The organism is Planctobacterium sp. AWM4_229, assembly GCF_056160305.1.
The window spans coordinates 78,471-96,519 of the sequence record NZ_JBSWWX010000011.1 but is presented as its reverse complement, the minus strand read 5'-3'; the positions used below and the strand labels follow the sequence as shown (position 1 = coordinate 96,519).

Annotated in this window: 12 protein-coding genes; 9 read left to right on the top strand and 3 right to left on the bottom strand. The window is 44.9% G+C overall.

What is annotated here, in order from left to right; translation table 11 throughout:
- The first annotated feature begins 25 nt into the window (after positions 1-25).
- From ACXAGP_RS20385 to ACXAGP_RS20375, 3 genes are all read left to right on the top strand, one after another.
- A complete protein-coding gene (locus ACXAGP_RS20385) occupies positions 26-742 on the top strand; it encodes a SapC family protein (protein ID WP_475263554.1) in 717 nt (238 codons plus the stop codon).
- 239 nt (positions 743-981) lie between these two features.
- On the top strand, positions 982-2,019 hold the full coding sequence (locus ACXAGP_RS20380; RefSeq protein ID WP_475263553.1) for a UDP-glucose--hexose-1-phosphate uridylyltransferase: 1,038 nt from the start codon (positions 982-984) through the stop codon (positions 2,017-2,019).
- 1 nt (position 2,020) lies between these two features.
- Entirely contained in the window at positions 2,021-3,166 is a 1,146-nt protein-coding gene (locus ACXAGP_RS20375; protein WP_475263551.1) for a galactokinase, read from the top strand.
- 96 nt (positions 3,167-3,262) lie between these two features.
- Here ACXAGP_RS20375 and ACXAGP_RS20370 read toward each other — a convergent pair whose 3' ends face one another.
- Together ACXAGP_RS20370 and ACXAGP_RS20365 are read right to left on the bottom strand one after the other, a co-directional pair.
- A complete protein-coding gene (locus ACXAGP_RS20370) occupies positions 3,263-4,717 on the bottom strand; it encodes an SLC5 family protein (protein ID WP_475263550.1) in 1,455 nt (484 codons plus the stop codon).
- Between the two features lie 62 nt (positions 4,718-4,779).
- Positions 4,780-6,030: an ABC transporter substrate-binding protein gene (locus tag ACXAGP_RS20365; protein WP_475263549.1), complete on the bottom strand. Its 1,251-nt coding sequence runs from the start codon at positions 6,028-6,030 to the stop codon at positions 4,780-4,782.
- Positions 6,031-6,553: 523 nt separating this feature from the next.
- On the opposite strand from ACXAGP_RS20365, the gene ACXAGP_RS20360 reads away from it, so the two are divergent.
- The 4 genes from ACXAGP_RS20360 (at position 6,554) to ACXAGP_RS20345 (ending at position 13,928) form a co-directional block, all read left to right on the top strand.
- Positions 6,554-9,349 (top strand): TonB-dependent receptor, encoded by a 2,796-nt coding sequence (locus ACXAGP_RS20360; protein ID WP_475263547.1) that lies wholly within the window; start codon positions 6,554-6,556, stop codon positions 9,347-9,349.
- Positions 9,350-9,482: 133 nt separating this feature from the next.
- Entirely contained in the window at positions 9,483-11,021 is a 1,539-nt protein-coding gene (locus ACXAGP_RS20355; protein WP_475263546.1) for a tryptophan halogenase family protein, read from the top strand.
- 13 nt (positions 11,022-11,034) lie between these two features.
- Positions 11,035-11,793, top strand: coding sequence for a SapC family protein (locus tag ACXAGP_RS20350; protein ID WP_475263545.1), 759 nt, complete (start codon positions 11,035-11,037; stop codon positions 11,791-11,793).
- Between the two features lie 17 nt (positions 11,794-11,810).
- A complete protein-coding gene (locus ACXAGP_RS20345; protein WP_475263543.1) occupies positions 11,811-13,928 on the top strand; it encodes an alpha-galactosidase in 2,118 nt (705 codons plus the stop codon).
- 68 nt (positions 13,929-13,996) lie between these two features.
- Here ACXAGP_RS20345 and ACXAGP_RS20340 read toward each other — a convergent pair whose 3' ends face one another.
- Positions 13,997-15,517: a methyl-accepting chemotaxis protein gene (locus ACXAGP_RS20340; RefSeq protein WP_475263541.1), complete on the bottom strand. Its 1,521-nt coding sequence runs from the start codon at positions 15,515-15,517 to the stop codon at positions 13,997-13,999.
- A gap of 299 nt (positions 15,518-15,816) precedes the next feature.
- Here ACXAGP_RS20340 and ACXAGP_RS20335 point away from each other — a divergent pair, with 299 nt between their 5' ends.
- On the top strand, positions 15,817-17,013 hold the full coding sequence (locus ACXAGP_RS20335; protein WP_475263539.1) for an ABC transporter substrate-binding protein: 1,197 nt from the start codon (positions 15,817-15,819) through the stop codon (positions 17,011-17,013).
- A gap of 27 nt (positions 17,014-17,040) precedes the next feature.
- Complete coding sequence (galE, locus tag ACXAGP_RS20330; protein ID WP_475263538.1) at positions 17,041-18,018, top strand: UDP-glucose 4-epimerase GalE; 978 nt, start codon at positions 17,041-17,043, stop codon at positions 18,016-18,018.
- Positions 18,019-18,049 lie beyond the last annotated feature (31 nt).

Sequence of the window (18,049 nt, the reverse complement as noted above, 5' to 3'; positions counted from 1 at the left end):
TTAAGTTTATCTATTCGGAGTGGCAATGGCCAAGATTGAACAACTGAATGCTCAAGCACACAAGAACATTCGCATTAAACCCAACGCTGATGTGAGCGATCTGACAAACCAAAATATTTTACCTGTAGTGATCGCTGAATTTGCAAACGCAATGGTTGAATTTCCTATTTGTTTCGTACAAAACCCGGAAAATAAAGAATACCAGGTAGTTGCCCTGATGGGTATCGAACGTGGTGAGAACTTATTCGTTGAAGGCACTCAGTGGGATGCATCCTACATGCCTGCACGCTATACCCATGCACCTTTTGGACTGTTGAAAAACCCAGAAGATGAAAATCAGTATGGCATTGCTCTTGACGTTGAGCACAAGCAAATTTCTGATTCAGAAGGCGAGCTTCTGTTTACTGAAACTGGCGAAGAGACTGAGTTTCTGACCAAGCAAAAAGAAGCGATGACCAAGTATCTTGAACAAGAGCACATGACCAAGCGCTTTTGTAAAGAACTCGTTGACTTCGATTTGTTGACCACTCGCAACATTGCTGTATCTATCGGCGAAAAGCGCATGTCAGTGGATGGTGTTGCCATGGTTGATGAAGAAAAATTAAGCAAGCTATCCGATGAAGACTTTTTGAAGATACGTAAAAAAGGCATGTTGCCAGCAATCTACTCCCATTTAAATTCTATGAGTCAGATGACCAACTTGCTGAAAAGAAAGTCTAAGCGTTTGAACGCTGCGAACTAATTCCTTTCGGTTTCGACAAAAGCACTGCTCCTTGCAGTGCTTTTTTTTGCATGCGCAGCCCCCCAGAATCCCTTGCTACGAGCAATAACTAAAACTTCCAGCTATTCTCTATAACAATTAATAAGTAATAAACGCTTTCGAAAATTTTAGTTTTATATAAGATATCTTATTACTTTATGGTTAATCCCCATCATTTGTTCAACACCAGAATAGATGATTCAGTGAGAAGCGGAGCAAATATGCAATTTGATGCCAATGAACACCCCCATCGCAGGTATAATCCACTAACTGGTGAGTATGTTTTGGTTTCCCCCCACAGGACCAAACGCCCTTGGTCAGGTCAAACTGAAGACACCAACGAGGAGCAAAGACCACAGCACGATCCGGGTTGTTACCTATGTGCAGGAAATGTCCGCGCTGGAGGCCACCAAAACCCTGATTACCAAGACGTATTCGTTTTTACTAACGATTTTGCTGCCCTGATGCCTGATGCGCCAAGTACGCAATCAGCCGAACATCCACTTATGCGAATGGAGGCTCAAAACGGCACCTGTCGCGTTATCTGTTTTTCACCACGCCACGATTTAACCATCCCGGAAATGGCTGAAACCGATATTTTGAAAGTTGTAAAAGTCTGGGCGGAACAAGTTACCGAACTTGGAGAAAAATATCGCTGGGTGCAGGTTTTCGAAAATAAAGGGGCAGTAATGGGTTGTTCAAACCCACATCCCCATGGACAAATCTGGGCGGGTAGCTCGATACCTAACGAGCCTACAAAAGAAGACCTAAATCAAAAAACCTGGTTGCAAGAACATGGTAGCAACATGCTGCTTGAATACGCGACACTTGAATCAAAACAACAAGAACGCATCGTTGTGGAAAATGATGACTGGCTCATTGTCGTACCATTTTGGGCCACCTGGCCGTTTGAAACCTTATTGTTACCCAAATTTCCGGTGCAGCGACTCAATGATCTCAATGAGCCCCAACAAACTTCGCTAGCTAATATTTTGAAACGCGGTTTGAGCAAATACGATAATTTGTTTAAAACGTCTTTCCCTTACTCAATGGGCTGGCACGGAGCACCTTTTGATAATGCCGATCACAGCCATTGGCAACTACATGCTCACTTCTATCCCCCTCTCTTGCGCTCTGCGTCAATTAAGAAATTTATGGTGGGCTATGAAATGCTTGGTGAAGCTCAGCGGGATATCACTCCTGAGCAAGCTGCGGCGCGATTAAGAGATCTGCCAGAAAAACATTATAAGGAGCAGTAGCATGAACAACACAGAACTCGTTCAGCAGTTGGAAGCGGCTTTTGAAACACAGTTTGACGCCCCAGCTAAGCACCTTTTCCACTCCCCGGGCAGGGTAAATTTGATAGGTGAACACACAGATTATAACGATGGATTTGTTATGCCAATGGCCATTGATTATGGGATCTGGTTTGCAGTTACTCCGCGCAGCGATCAACAGGTTAACATCCACTCGCTAGAGTTTGACGATGCCTGTCAGTTCAGCTTAGACAACTTCACTAAAACAGAGATGTTCTGGGGCGAGTATGTCAAAGGTGTTGCCTGGGCGCTGCAACAGGAAGGCTATACACTTTCCGGATGGGATGGATATATCGTTGGAAATATCCCCAAAGGAGCCGGGCTGTCCTCATCAGCGGCACTTGAAGTCGGTATTGCTAAAATATTTTCAGAATTGGGCAACTTAAACATTACCCCATCACAACTGGCATTATTGAGCCAAAAAGCAGAGAACAAATGGGTTGGTGTGAATTGTGGCATTATGGATCAGATGATTGTTGCGGCAGGTCAACGAGACAACGCCCTGCTCATCGACTGTCGAGATTTGAGTGTTAAGCCGGGACCACTGCCACAGAATGCCAGTGTGGTAATACTGGACACTGCCACCCGACGCGGTCTGGTGGATTCAGCCTACAACGAGCGTAGACAACAATGTGAAGAAGCCGCCAAATTTTATAATGCAGCCATTTTGCGTGATGTCACTCAAGAGCAAATATTATCTGACAACAGACCTGAGCCGCTAACATGGCAACGAGCGAAACATGTTGTTATGGAAAATGCCAGAACCCAAAGTGCCAATCAGTTGATGGCCTCTGGTGACGCCAAAGCACTTGGACAAAAGATGTATGAAAGCCACGTAAGTTTGCGCGACGATTTTGAGGTGTCCTCTGACGCATTAAACAACATCGTTGAAATTGCAATGCAGCAGCCAGGCTGCTTTGGCGCGAGGATGACGGGAGCCGGTTTTGGTGGCTGTGCCGTTGCCCTGGTGGAAAAAGAACAGGTACAAGCATTCTGTGACACCGTTACCAGGACCTATCAACAGCAGACCGGGCTGACTCCCAACATCTATGCGTCCAACGCAGCGGCTGGCACCCACAAAATATACTAACTGCAATTTACGATTAAGCATCCGGTTCGCTTCTCCCTGCGCACTGGAAATAAAAAAGCGGCCATCACGGCCGCTTCATCTCAATCCTTATCGCAATCAGGCTTCGTCCAATACCTTGGGCCCATCTTTACCAAATCCCATGAATGTGGCTTTCTGGCCAAACAACACGCGATTCAATAACAAGGCAAAACCAATACAGGCTGCTAAGGTGAACACCATCATGTGAATGTAATGAATTGGCATCCAGACAAACGTGAAGAAGGCGTATAAAGCCACACCAAACAGCACGGCCAAAATGGCGGCATTCGCATGGACATTTTTGAACAATAAACCCACCACGAACGCCGAAAGTATAGGCATACTCACTAAGCCCCAGAGTTGTTGCAATAAATTAATAATGCTCTCTGCTTGGGCGTAGATAGGTACTAATGCAATGGCGATCAATACGAAAATAAAGGTAGCAATACCACTCAATACCGGCACATTGGGTTTTTCATTGAAATAACGCTCATGAATGTCACACACATACATGGCTGCTGAAGAGTTTATCTGGCTATTAAAGGTACTCAACACAGCCGTAGCCATTGCTGCAGCAAAGACGCCTGACAGCCATGTAGGCAACACATCACCAACAATTCTGCCATAAGCCGCATCGCCAATATCACCATATAATTTAAACGAGACGATTCCAGGAATAACGATCATGGCAGGAATGAGTAAAACTCGTATTGCCGCAGCGGCGAAAATCCCTTTTTGCGCCTCCTTTACGCTGGGCGCAGCCATAGCACGCTGAGTAATAGTTTGATTGGTACTCCAATAAAAAATCTGAATAAAAATCATTCCAGTGAGTAAAGTATGCCATGGCAGTGGTGAATCGCTGTCGCCAATCAGAGTCAAACGCTCAGCAGGAATTCCAGATAAATCATAATCAATGGCCGACAAAGACATGAACACGATTAACATGCCCATGACCATAATTAAGATGCCACTATAGGTATCGGAGACGGCAACGGCACGTAATCCTCCAAAAATAGCATAACCTGCGCCAATGAAAGCGAAAATGGTAGCAATGGTGAGTACGTTAATATCAGTGCCAAACATAGAAATCATGAACAACGCACCAGAGTAGATAACCGCGGGCTGAAATATAAACACATTGGCGAATAAAAACAGACCCGCGATCAAAGCACGAATATGCTTGCTATCATAACGCTTCTCCAACAGCTCAGTTGTGGTAGTACAGTTATACTTGTAATAAACCGGGACGAAGATTTTGGCGAGGATTAGCAATCCAAAAAAACCTGCGAATTCCCACCAGGCCAGTAATAACATTTGGTTGCCATTCATGCCCACCAACTGATCTGTACTCAAATTAGTCAAGGTGATTGAGCCCGCAATAAACATCCAGGAAAGGCCGCCCCCCGCCAAAAAATACTCTTTATTGGAGTCTGCCGAATGCCTGTTTTGACCGGCACATTTCAGATAAGTTAAAAAGGCGATAACTGCGATAATCACGCAAAATACAATTGCCTGTATGGTTTGTTCGGTCACCTGTGTTCTCCATCATTGGTATGCAACGAAAAATTATTAAAAGCGTTGCGATACATTTTTTATTAATGCGTTATTGTTTTTTGAACCCTTTCCAGATAATCCTTTCTGATGATCTCCATTTTTTTCATGGTATTGGTCACATTTCGTTTATCAATAAACTCGATCCAAACCGGAAATAATGCAGCAGACAGGCTCTCAGGAGCATCTCTATCAAAATACTGAGTTAAGCCACTGGCTTGCGATAGCGTCTGTAAGCCTTCTTGAGCGATTGCCGATTGCGGTTTGCTGGCTCCAGAGTGCAAAGCAAACTGATTTGAGCCTTGCGTCAACTTGGTTTGATTCTCGGCTGTCAGAAAAAATTGTAAGAACTGATAGCTCAATGCTTTGTTTTTACTCACTTTAGGTATCATTAAAACATCCGTGGGTGCCAGTTCATAGTTGGGCACATCCTCATTCAGTTCCGGGAATTTAAAATAATCAATGCGCTCAGCAAGGTGTTCAGGAATGAGTTGCGTCATAAAATTTCCCATGAGTGCCATACCTGCTTTTTCTCTAAATAAATCAGGTATCGCATCACGCCAAAGTAACAAACGGTGCTCTTGCGCATACTGAGCCGCATCTAATAGTTCCGCCCATTTTTTAAGTACTTCCTGAACCTCTTGCGATTCAAAGCTTTCTTCCCCTTGAGTTAAACGTTGGTGAAAAGCCAAACCATTGGTGCGCAAATTAATGTATTCAAACCAAGCGCTTACCGGCCAATGCTCTTTAGTAGCAATCGCCAATGGATTAATATTATTGGCTCTTAGTACTTTGACAGCTTGTAACAACTCATCCCATGTTTGCGGCTCTTGCAACCCTAAACGTGCGAACAGTTGTTTGTTGTAATAAAATCCCCAGTTGTAATAAGACACAGGTATCGCGTAAATATCACTACCCTCTGAAACCAGAGGAAGCACTGTTTCAGGATAAACCTCTGCTAATTTTTGTGCCCTCCAGAAGTCGTTTAGTTGTGTTACTTGCTCCTTTCGAACATATTGAAACAACCTCTCTCCCGCCTGCCACAACACCAGGTCCACATCTTGTTTACCACTCATCCACAAAGGCAGTTCTTGCTTCAAAGTGGCATCTTCAAGAAATAGTAAACGTACATATTTTTTGTGATGTTGCTGCTCAAATTCATAAGCCATCGACAACAATACTTCTCTCTGATGTCCTGAAATCCCGATAACGGCAAATTTCAAAATATCAGATGGATCTGTTTTCTTTGCCGAAGCAGAAGCAGGTCCCGCCAGCAACAAAACAGAAAAAAACACAATTCTTGTAAAAAATCGAACACCGGAAAAAGCCACCGCTGGTGACAAAAAATTAACAAGAATTCGTAACATTTTACTAACGAAAACCGAAGCTCTTACTCTCTTGCTGGCTTCGCCTGGCAAATCAAGTTTTGGGCAAAAATAACATTTATCTTTTACTATCAACAACTTAAATACTCACAACGGTTTAGACCTGCAGTCCACCTTTGCGGCAGACTTATATAAAAACATATCTTATATAAGATATCTATTGTTTTACGTAATTTTAACATGTATCTTATGCAACAGTCTTTGGTCTTATATAAGTTAAATATGATTGCAATTTGCAGAAAATTCGCAAATTGCACCTATAGTTAATAAATAAAAGATAGAAGACTTAAACGTGAAGTACCAAATACAGAGATCGGTATAAGTAAAAAGTACACTCCGTTTTTTGAGGTTGTGGAATCGCCATGATCTCGAAATTTCCAGGACGCTTTATACGAGTGTCCCGGGCAGACCCTATTAAATTGAGGACACACATATGAAGCGTAGCTATATCAATTCTGCCGTAAAAGCAGCGTTGTTAGTGCCAGCCATGGGCATGATTGCTCCAGCGGCTTTGGCCCAAGAGTCTGATGACAACGTCGAAGTCATCGAAGTTAGAGGTATCGTAAGCTCATTAAAACGAGCCATGTCTGACAAGAAAGAATCTGCGATTGTTTCTGACGGAATTGCGGCTGAAGACTTGGGTAAATTCCCAGACCTTAACGTTGCAGAGTCATTGCAGCGTATCACCGGTGTTTCAATCGACCGTGATGGCGGCGAAGGTCAGCAAGTCACGGTACGCGGCTTAGGTCCTCAATTTAATGCTGTATTAGTTAACGGTCGCCAGATAGCAACGGAAAGCCCCGGCCGCGAATTCAATTTTGATGTTTTAGCGGCAGACCAAATTACCGGAGCCAATGTTTACAAGAGCGGTAACTCTGCACTGCAAGAAGGCGGCATCGGTGCCACGATTGGCGTAACAACAGCTCGTCCATTTGATTTTGACGGTTTCCGTGCAACAGCCTCAGTCAAAGGCGTGTACGAAACCCTATCGGAAGACACCTCGCCCGCCGTATCAGGTTTAGTAAGTAATACCTGGAATGACGGTAAAATGGGTGCTTTATTGGCCGTAAGTCATCAAGAGCGTGACGTTCAGATCAATAGAATAGAAACTGCGGGCTGGCGTCCGGGTTTGACCATTTCAAACACCTTGCGTGATGCTAACGGCGCGATTATCCCAGATGCTGACGGTAATCCACAAACAACCGTGCTGGCCAGCAATGTATATCTGCCGCGTAACTGGGATCAAATTGTAGATCAGCAAGAAAGAACCCGCACTAACGCTAATCTGGTATTCCAGTTTGCCCCATCTGATGAAGTCACTGTAACTTTAGATGGTTACATCTCTAAATTTGAAGTTGACTCACTGGTGACCGACCTGGCCTCTTGGTTTGAACCAGATCGTATCAACCAGGTAGAAGTGGATGCAGCTACCAATACTGCCGTGTTCTTTACTCAGGACGTTAATGCCTTTGGAAGCAGTGGTAACCCCGCTACTGACTTTGTATCCCACACCCGTAATTCTCGTGACATCAACAACAGTGGTGTCGGCCTGAATGTAGAGTGGGCCATTAATGATCAGTTAACTGCTACCTTTGATGCCCATACTTCTGAAGCTGAAAATGACCGTGCCGGTCGTGACCGCTTCAACGTTATCGGGATTATCAATAGTTATCAGTTTGATGGTCGCGGTGGCACACCTACTGTAACCCACGATGGCTTTGGCAACGGCAACTTACCTGATGCAGGCCTTGCCCGCATGCACTACAATGAAAAAGGTAACCGTTTTACTGACGAAGACGAAATCACCGAGTTCAAAGCCGATTTCGAATATACACCTGACTCTGATACCTGGACCAAAGGTCGTTTTGGTGTGTTACGTCAAGAACGCGAAAAGAATTCCTTCCAAATCTTTGGTAACCAATGCGCATTCTGCGGATATGGTACTGCAGCACCAGATGGTGCGGTTATGCCGTTTACCGCGCAAAACTTCTTTAGTGGTTTGATTGATACCTGGTACACCTATGACGGTGATGCACACGTCGAATATCTTGCCAGTACAGGTAACCCGATTACGCCAACGCTGCAAGGTAATCGCTATTCCATTAACGAAGACGTCACCTCTTTGTACATGGACTTTGACTTCGCCTATGACTTGGGTGATATGCCATTGACCGTAAATGTAGGTGCCAGATACGCAGAAACCAGTATCGATGTTGCCGCTGTTCAGGCACCAATCGTAGACGTTGTGCCTACAACCGACTTGACGTTGTTTGCCAACGTATTTGGTGCCGAGCAAGCGATTTCTGATGGCGGTAGCTATTCAGATCTGCTTACCAACCTGAACATTAAGCTGGAAGTGGCTGATGACATGATCGTTCGCTTTGCTGCTTATGACTCTTTAACTCGTCCCACTATGGCAGAACTATCGCCAGCCACTATTTTTGGTGAGCCAAGACGTCAGAACCTGACAGCTTCAGGTGGTAACCCCAACCTGAACCCAATCGAATCAGACAACTACGATATCTCGTTCGAATGGTATTACGATGACGCCAGCGCGTTCACCATCGCCATGTTCAGAAAAGAAGTAGAAGGCTTTATATCACTAGGTACCTTCTCTGAAACCTATGCATTGACCAATCGTCAAGGACCGGATTTTTACTGTGATCCTTCAAGCTCTGCATTGTGTGACCTGACCACAACCACACCCGAAATTGCTGCCGCAATACCTACCACCGAAGAACTCAATGGTCAAAGTGAGGTGTACACGGTATCCAGACCTTCAAACGGTGTTGATGCCACCATCAACGGTTTGGAGATTGCCTGGACCCATGTTTGGGAAAACGGTTTTGGTGTTAGCTTAAACGCTACCAAAGTGGATAGTGATACCGATGACGAATCTGGTTTTGCTATCGAAGGTTTAGGTGACTCTCAAAATGCGGTTGTGTTCTATGAGAAAGACGGATTCCAGGCACGGGTTGCGTTTAACAATCGCGAAGGTTTCTTACGTCGCTTAGACAATGGCTTCAATGGCGAGCCAGTAAATACTGGCACATTTGGCCAATGGGATATCAGTGCTAGTTACGATATCAATGAAACCTTTACGGTATTCTTCGAAGGTATCAATATTACCGAAGAAGAGCTTGAGCAATACGGACGTTACGAAACTCAGGTTTACAACATTGAAGACAATGGTTCTCGTTATGCATTGGGCGTAAGAGCCAACTTCTAATCACACGATGAACCAGAAGTTTTAATACTAGAGACAATCAAAAGAGTCCGATTTTCGGACTCTTTTTTTCTGTCCAAAAGCAGCTCAACATGTTTATATTTCCGCAGCAGCATTTAAAAAAATGAATGAGTTTATGAATCAACAAAGCAACCTGAACAAACAGCTTGTTGTGGTGGGCGGTGGCACAGCAGGTTGGTTGACTGCAGCCATAGTCGCTGCACATCACAATTGCCACACTCCCGATTCCATAAAAGTCACCTTGGTAGAGTCTTCCGATATTCCCACCGTGGGGGTGGGTGAAGGTACCTGGCCTACCATGAAAAACACACTGCGCAGTATTGGTATAAAAGAAAGTGAGTTTTTTCGCGAGTGTCATGCCGCCTTCAAACAAGGGGGTAAATTTGTAAATTGGGTCAAACCCGAAAACGAGTTTTACTACCACCCTTTTACCTTTCCGTTGGGCTACGGCAATATTGATTTAGCTCCTTATGTGGCTGATATTGATAAATTTGCGGAACAATCCAATTTCCAGCACCACGTGTGCGAAGCAGGCCTGGCACCAAGAACACTGGCGGAACAGGAGTTTCAGGGACAGTGCAATTACGCATATCACTTAGATGCTGGAGCATTTGCACAATTATTGAAACGACATTGCATTGAAAGGTTGGGCGTAAAACACCTGATTGCCACCGTTAACTCGGTTGAACAGGATGTGCAAGGTAATATCCAGCGTTTGACGTTTAATGAGCAAAATATCCCGCCGCTAGAGGGAGATATTTTTGTGGACTGTACCGGCTTCTCCTCATTATTGTTAGGCAAGACCTTAGGGGTTCCATTCAAATCTACGCAAGATGTGCTATTCAATGACACAGCACTGGCAGTGCAAGTCCCCTACTCGTCCGATAATACGCCTATTGCTTCACATACCATAGCCACCGGACAAACCGCAGGCTGGACTTGGGACATCGGCTTAACCAATCGACGCGGTGTGGGATATGTATTCAGTTCTGCGTTTTGTGAAGAACAAGAAGCCCTGAAAACACTGGCAGATTATGTCGGGAAAGATGCAGATAGCCTGCAAGTAAAAAAGATCCCATTCCAATCTGGTCATCGTGAGATTTTCTGGAAAAACAACTGTATGGCCATTGGCTTAGCTGCAGGCTTCGTGGAGCCTTTGGAGGCCACAGCTTTGATGCTTATCGAGATATCCGCGCGCTTCCTGGCAGAGAATTGGCCAATTGAAAAAGCTCACAATGAATTAGCCGCAAAACGCTTTAATCAGCAAATGCTATACCGTTGGCGCAGAATACTGGATTTCCTTAAATTGCATTACATGCTAACCCAACGTCAAGAAGATTACTGGCGGACACATACAGACCCTAACACCTTGCCCGATTCACTATTGGAAGATCTTGAACGTTGGAAATATCGAGGTCCGGTGGTGGGTGATTTTGATTCAGCATTGGAACTCTTTCCCGCTGCCAGTTACCAATACGTCATCTATGGCATGGGATTCAGACCCGAATTTAATAAACAGCATTGGTTATTAGACAAAAAGCCCCAAGCCGAAAAAATATTGCAGCGCAATAGGCAAGTAACAGAACAAATGCTACGCACGCTTCCAAAACATCGAGACATGATAAAAAACTGGTTGGCACACACCAACCACTAAAGGATATTAGTTTATGAGTGAACTCATCGAATTATCAGCCCAACAACACAAGGGCTTAAGACTAGCGAAAAATAACATTGCCTTGGTGGCAGCCCGGCAACAGATTGTCAACATCACAGCCCAGGAAGTACCACAATCAGCCTGCGACCTTCCTGTGTTTTTTACCCGCAGTGCCACGACAGGACAATGGAGCATCGCCGCCTTAATGACCCTTAGAAATGGCCTCAACGCCATGGTAAGAGACGAGCAATGGCAAGGGCTTTATACCCCCGTAAGCTTGCAAACCTGCCCGGTTTTTCCTATGCGTCACGCAGACAGCAATACGTATACACTGGGAATAGATCCTGATTCGGATTTACTGCAGTCAGAAGATGGTGTAGCACTGTTTGATGATGAAGGTAAAGAATCCGAGTTGTTGGCCCAAATCCGTCATTTGATCGACGGCGATTTAAAAGCGGGTTATCAAACCTACCTGATGACCAAAGAACTGGAAGAACTTGGACTGATCAAAAGCATTGATCTGGTGCTCACGTTTGGCGACGACAGCAAACAGAACTTACATGGATTACACACAGTAGATGAAGAAAAATTGTTGGCGTTGCCCGCTGAGAAAATGGTGGAATTTCATAAAAAGGGCTACGTTACTGTGCTCCACGCTATGCTATTTTCTCTGTTTCAGCTCAACCGTTTAGTGCGCTTCGACGCACAATCAAGTTCAGAGAAAGAGCGGGTGATTAGTGTAAAAATTACCGAAGCAAAATCTAACGGCTGATCCTCGGAGTTTAATAAATGCAAGAAGCCATTCGATTATCAGGAAGCCAGAGCGAATTAATATTTAGCACTTTAAATGGCATTCCGGAGCTTATCCACTGGGGTAGCAAATTAGAAAACTTACAAGGTGTTGATGGCGCAATTAATACACCAGTACCTCAGGGGAGCCTGGACGTGGTTCCGCCACTTTCACTGACTATGGATGCTGGTACAGGTTTGTTTTGTACACCCGGATTGCAAGGCCATCGCAATGGCAAAGATTGGTCACCTGTTTTTGAATTACAAGACGCAGTTGTTAATCCACAGAGTGTGCAATTTATCTATCAGGACAAAGTGGCGCAACTGGGGCTAACTATAGACGTATGCCTTGATGAAGCCACGGGTATGGTAAGCTGGCATAGCACCCTGGAAAACCTGTCCGAGGAAGCGTATAACCTCAATCGACTGGTGCTTACCGTGCCTGTGCCACACCGTCTGAACCAACTCAGATCATTCGGTGGTCGCTGGTGCCAGGAATTTCAGGAACATGATAGCGTGCTCAAACACGGTTCTATTCGCCTCGAAAGTCGCCATGGCCGTACTTCCCATCAAAAATCACCATTCTGGTTGATTGGTTGTCCGGGGTTTTCCAATAGCTATGGTGAAGTTCTGGGTTTACACCTTGCCTGGAGTGGCGATCACAGTTTCAACTTTGAAGTAACCAGTGATGGACGCCAGATGGTACAAATCGGAGAGCTATTGCATCCCGGTGAGGTCTGTCTGAATAAAGGTGAAAAATATCAAACACCCCGCTTGTTTATGAGTCGTTCTGATCACGGCAGTAATGATATCAGTCAGGCTTTTCATCAGTTTATTCGCAGTGCCATTATCAACTGGCCAGAAAACAAACCTCGTCCGGTGATACTAAATACGTGGGAAGGCATATACTTTGATCACGACCCAGACTACATCATCAAAATGGTGGAAGCTTCAGCTAAAATTGGTGTTGAGCGCTTTGTTCTTGATGACGGCTGGTTTCGAGGACGAAATGGCGAACGTGCAGCATTAGGAGATTGGCAGCTGGATACCGTTAAATATCCCAATGGCCTGAAACCAGTTATTGATGCCGTCAAGGCCAATGGCATGGAATTTGGTATCTGGGTAGAGCCGGAAATGATCAATCCCGATTCTGATCTCTATCGCGCTCACCCTGATTGGGCTATGAAGTTGGAAGGTTATGATGCCCCATTAGGGCGTTATCAGCATGTTTTAAACCTGCAGATAAAAGAGGCTTACGACACAATCTTTAACTATCTGGATGAATTACTGACCGCCCATGATATCGCCTATGTCAAATGGGACATGAATCGCCAATTTGTGCAGGCGGCCCATGAAGGAAAGCCCGGAACCAGCGGTCAAACTCGCGCATTTTATCGCCTGATATCAGCGCTAAGGGAGAAACACCCTAAAGTGGAAATCGAAAGCTGTGCTTCCGGCGGTGGACGTGTGGATATGGGAGTTTTAAGACATACCCACCGCTTCTGGACATCCGACTGCAATGACGCCCTTGAGCGAGTAACAATTCAATCAGGATTTAGTACTTTCTTTCCCCCAGAGCTAATGGGAGCGCATATTGGTTCCGATGAAGCCCATACAACCCACAGACGCCACAACAGTCAATTCAGAGCAATTGTGGCCTTGTTTGGTCACCTGGGTCTGGAATTGGATCCTGTGAAAGCCAGTGAGCAAGAGAGTGCTGAATTTGCTGAATATGTAGCACTGCATAAGTCTTTGCGTCCAATATTACACGACACCGAGGGACGTTTTTTGCGACTCGACCACCCGGCAGATGAAACCATCAAATCCTGGCTTGCAGTCAATCACGACAGCAGTGAAGCGGTTGTGGCCTTTTTACAGACAGCCATGCCCAGATTTTCGGTACCGGGCGCTATTCCACTGCACTACCTGGATAGCAAGGCTGTTTACCGTGTTGAAGTGCTTATTCAGGAAGACAATATCGGTTATGCCATGAAGCAAAGACCAGAGTGGATGACCAAAGTTGTAGAAGTCAGTGGTGGCTGGCTAAATCAGCATGGATTACAACTGCCGGTACTTTACCCTGAAACAGGTTTATTGCTGAGGCTCAAAAAGGTTTAATTGTAATAGAGTGCCAAATAAAAAAGCCGGGATCAGTGTCACTGAATCCGGCTTTTTTGAACCATTAGCTATATCTTAAACTTCTCTACCAAGGCCGCAACTTCGCGACTCAACCCGACCATAGATTCGTTACTGGACGCACTCTTACGCGCAATCTCCAGCGTTCTGTCATTGGCAGATTTAATAAACTCAATATTGGCTTCCATGGAGGTCAATGTTTGGCTTTGCTCTTCTGCGGCTGTCGCAATCATAGTGGCACTGTCGAGGTTTCTGGTGATTGCATTTTCAATATCCGCAAAAGTTTCCCCTGCCTGAGCCACCGATTGCACATTATCTTTTGCCTGGCCCAAACCACTGTTCATTATGGCATGAGTGTCTTTCGCTTGAGATTGCAACTGGCCAATAATCTCTTCTATCTCGCCAGTAGAGGTTTGGGTACGCTGCGCCAGTGTGCGAACTTCGTCTGCAACCACTGCAAAACCTCGTCCCTGCTCACCCGCTCTGGCAGCTTCAATAGCCGCATTTAGTGCCAGTAAGTTGGTCTGCTCAGCGATACTCTTTATCACGTCCACTACAGCGCCTATAGACTGGGCATGTTCATCAAGTTTGGCGGTTTTATCTGTTGTAGCTTTAACACTCTCAGCCAACTCCTGAGTTTTGGTATTGGCCATCTTAACATCGGTTAAGCCTTGTTCAGCCATGTGAGTGGTTTCTTGCATCACGTCAGCAGAGCCTGCGGCTTGATTGGCAACGTCTTTAGAAGTGACACTCATTTCCTGCATAGACTGAACAATGTGCACCACTTTTTCATTGAGATCAGATACCAGATTATTCAATTCAACAATATCATGGCGACTGGCCTCAGAAGATTTATCCAGGGTGTTGGATACCTTACATATATCTTTAACAATGTTGTGTACATTTTCAATGAAGTGGTTAATGCCTTCTGCCAAAGCGGCCAACTCACCAGAGGAGATGACTTTAACCCGCTTAGTGAGATCACCATCTCCTTGAGCAATATCGTTCACCCGCTCAGTGATAGTTTCCAGTGGCGTAATGATCAGGAAATTAATTAGAAATCCCATCACCGTTAGCAGTATGACGGAGAGGATAACAATTTGGTAAAAACTGCGTTGCACCGAACGGCTAAAAGCGGCATCCAAGGAGTCATCAGAAAAATACAGGCGCACAGAGCCGGCTTTGAACTCTTCGTCACCATCTTCGTAGACAATGTCTTTTTCTTTGGTAAACAACACATCCCCATCGTAGGAGCCTGTGGTGGCACGATTGTTTTCAGCATCCCACTGAATGCTAAACAAAATATCTTTTTCAAGGTTGTAGGCCGTTAACCCCACCAAATCATTGGTGCCCAATTCCGCCATGGCAATTTTTTCTGCCGAAGCGACATTAAAGTTCCACATAGAATCAGCAAGAGTGATCCCGAGGCGTTTTTCCGAACTTTCCGCGTTTTGCTCAATCCGCTGCTCCAATGCACTTTGACTCAGCCAGGTATCAATAAATGCGTAGATAAAAAGTGTGCTAACCAGTGCAATCAGTAAAGCAATATTAATTCTTCTTCTTAAGCTCACTACAGAACTCCAACCTTAATTTTTGCGAATGCTGTGTTTGTTGTAGGCAAGATGCCTGTTAACTAAATGTTAAGCATAGTCCAAATTGAAATTTTCATGGAGTTTAACTCAACATTCATTTGTATCTTATATAAGACTCTGCAATGATACACTAACTCATACAAAACAAGCACTTCAGATTTAAAAAGGTGCAAAAAACAATGATGTCCTATACTTCTTTGCATCACTGTGATCGAATTGAGCATATGAAAAAAATAGTTAATGTAATCAAGACAGCTTGCTTCTTATGGCTCGCGTTGATGGCATCGCCGTCAACAGCGCAACAAATCTCCGGTCCACAACAGATAGAAGTGGGAATACTCACCAATTCAGGTGCACAACGCGCTTTCTATACGTCATTCGCCCAACAGTTTGAACGCGACAATCCCGGTATAAAAGTGAAGCTCAACTTTAAACCTGACGCGGAGTTTAAACAGTCCCTGATGGGTTGGTTTCAAAATGGTGATGGCCCGCATTTGTTAAACTGGCAAGGTGGCGAACGACTCTTTCAATATGTGCGAGAAGGCTACATTGCAGATATTTCAGACATGTGGCAAGGCAATGATTTACGCAACAAGTTTACGGCAGGTGCAACAGGAGCTGTAACCCTGAACGAAAAACAATACGGTATCCCCATCTCCTACTATCAATGGGGTTTCTATTACCGCAAATCCTTATTCGATAAGTTGAACCTTCGCCCTCCGACAAATTGGGATGAATTCCTCAATGTGTGTCGCGTACTGCAATCTAATAACATAGTGCCAATTACGGTAGGTGCCAAATACCAATGGCCTACGCTAGCCTGGTTTGACTACCTGAATCTACGCGTAAACGGTCTGGAGTTTCATCAGCGCCTGCTAAAAGGCGAAGAGTCCTTTATGGACGATAGGGTCACCCGAGTTTTGAACTTGTGGAAAGGCCTGCTAGACCAGAACTATTTCGTTACTCAATACAACAAATGGAAGTGGGACCAGGCAATGCCATTCCTTTATCATAAAATGGCAGGCATGACCTTAATGGGCAACTTCTTTGCGGGTGCCATGCCGCCCACCTTAAAAGAAGATTTTCGCTTTTTCCGCTTCCCGGTAATTGATGATTCCGTTCCTTTATATGAAGAAGCTCCCTTAGACGTCTTTATGATACCTGAGTATGCCAAAAATAATGCTGCAGCCCGCAGATTTATCGAAGTGCTGGCTGGCAGAGGCTTTCAGCAGGAATTTAACCAGATGCTCGGCACTATTCCACCCAACACTCAAAGCGCCACCAGCAATGATTATTTTATCCAGCAAGGTACTGTGACGCTGGGAGCGGCAGAAGGGGTGTCACAGTTTTTTGACCGAGATACGAACGATGACATGGCAAAAGCAGCTATGGATATCTTTACTCAATTTATGGGCTCCAGAAATGTCACACAAACACAGACACAGCTGGACAGAGCAAGACAACAATATTTGTAATATCAAGCTTTAAATAAAAGGAAAGAAATGGCTAAGTTTTTAGTGTTAGGGGGCGCCGGCTATATCGGCTCTCACATGGTGAACTACCTGCAAAATAATCAGCACCAGGTGGTGGTATTTGACAATCTGTCAACGGGCTTCGAAGGGCTGCTGTTGACTGAGCAATTCCGCAATGTTGATATTCTGGATACTACAGTATTAAAAACGGCATTTGACGATTTCGGCCCCTTCGACTGTGTTATCCACTTTTGTGCTAAATCCCTGGTGGGTGAATCTAAAACGGATCCTAAAATCTATTACCGCAACAACGTCACAGGTACTCTCAATTTACTCGATGTGATGCTACAAACTGGCCACGACAAGATTATTTTCAGCTCTACTGCTGCAACCTTTGGAATACCAGAATCTGAAGAAATTGATGAGAGTCACCCAACGAATCCTATTAACCCCTATGGCCAAAGCAAATTAATGGTAGAGAAAATCTTAAGCGATTATGCCGATGCCTACGGTATGCGTTCCGTATGTTTACGCTACTTTAATGCGGCAGGCGCTGACCCATCGGGAAAAATTGGTGAGATGCACGATCCCGAGACTCATCTGATCCCAAATATTTTAAAATCGGTATTAGGACAAACGGACGCGTCATTAAAGGTATTTGGCACCGACTACCCTACTCCGGATGGCAGTTGTATTCGCGATTACATTCATGTCAACGACTTATCCAGCGCTCACTATAAAGCCTTCGAATATATCGAAAAGCATGCCGGTGCACATCGTTATAACTTGGGTATTGGTAATGGCTTTAGCGTGTTGGATGTTATCCGCACCGCCGAAAAAGTGGTGGGTAAAGCAATACCCTTTGATTTAGGTGAACGACGCGCGGGTGATCCACCAAAACTCATTGCTGACTCAACACGCGCTCAAAAAGAGCTGGGGTGGCAGCCACAATTCCTGGACCTGGAAGAAATCATCCAGACAGCTTGGGACTTTCACAAAAACCAGTAGTCCCGTGCGGCTGTACAAGAATACAAAACGG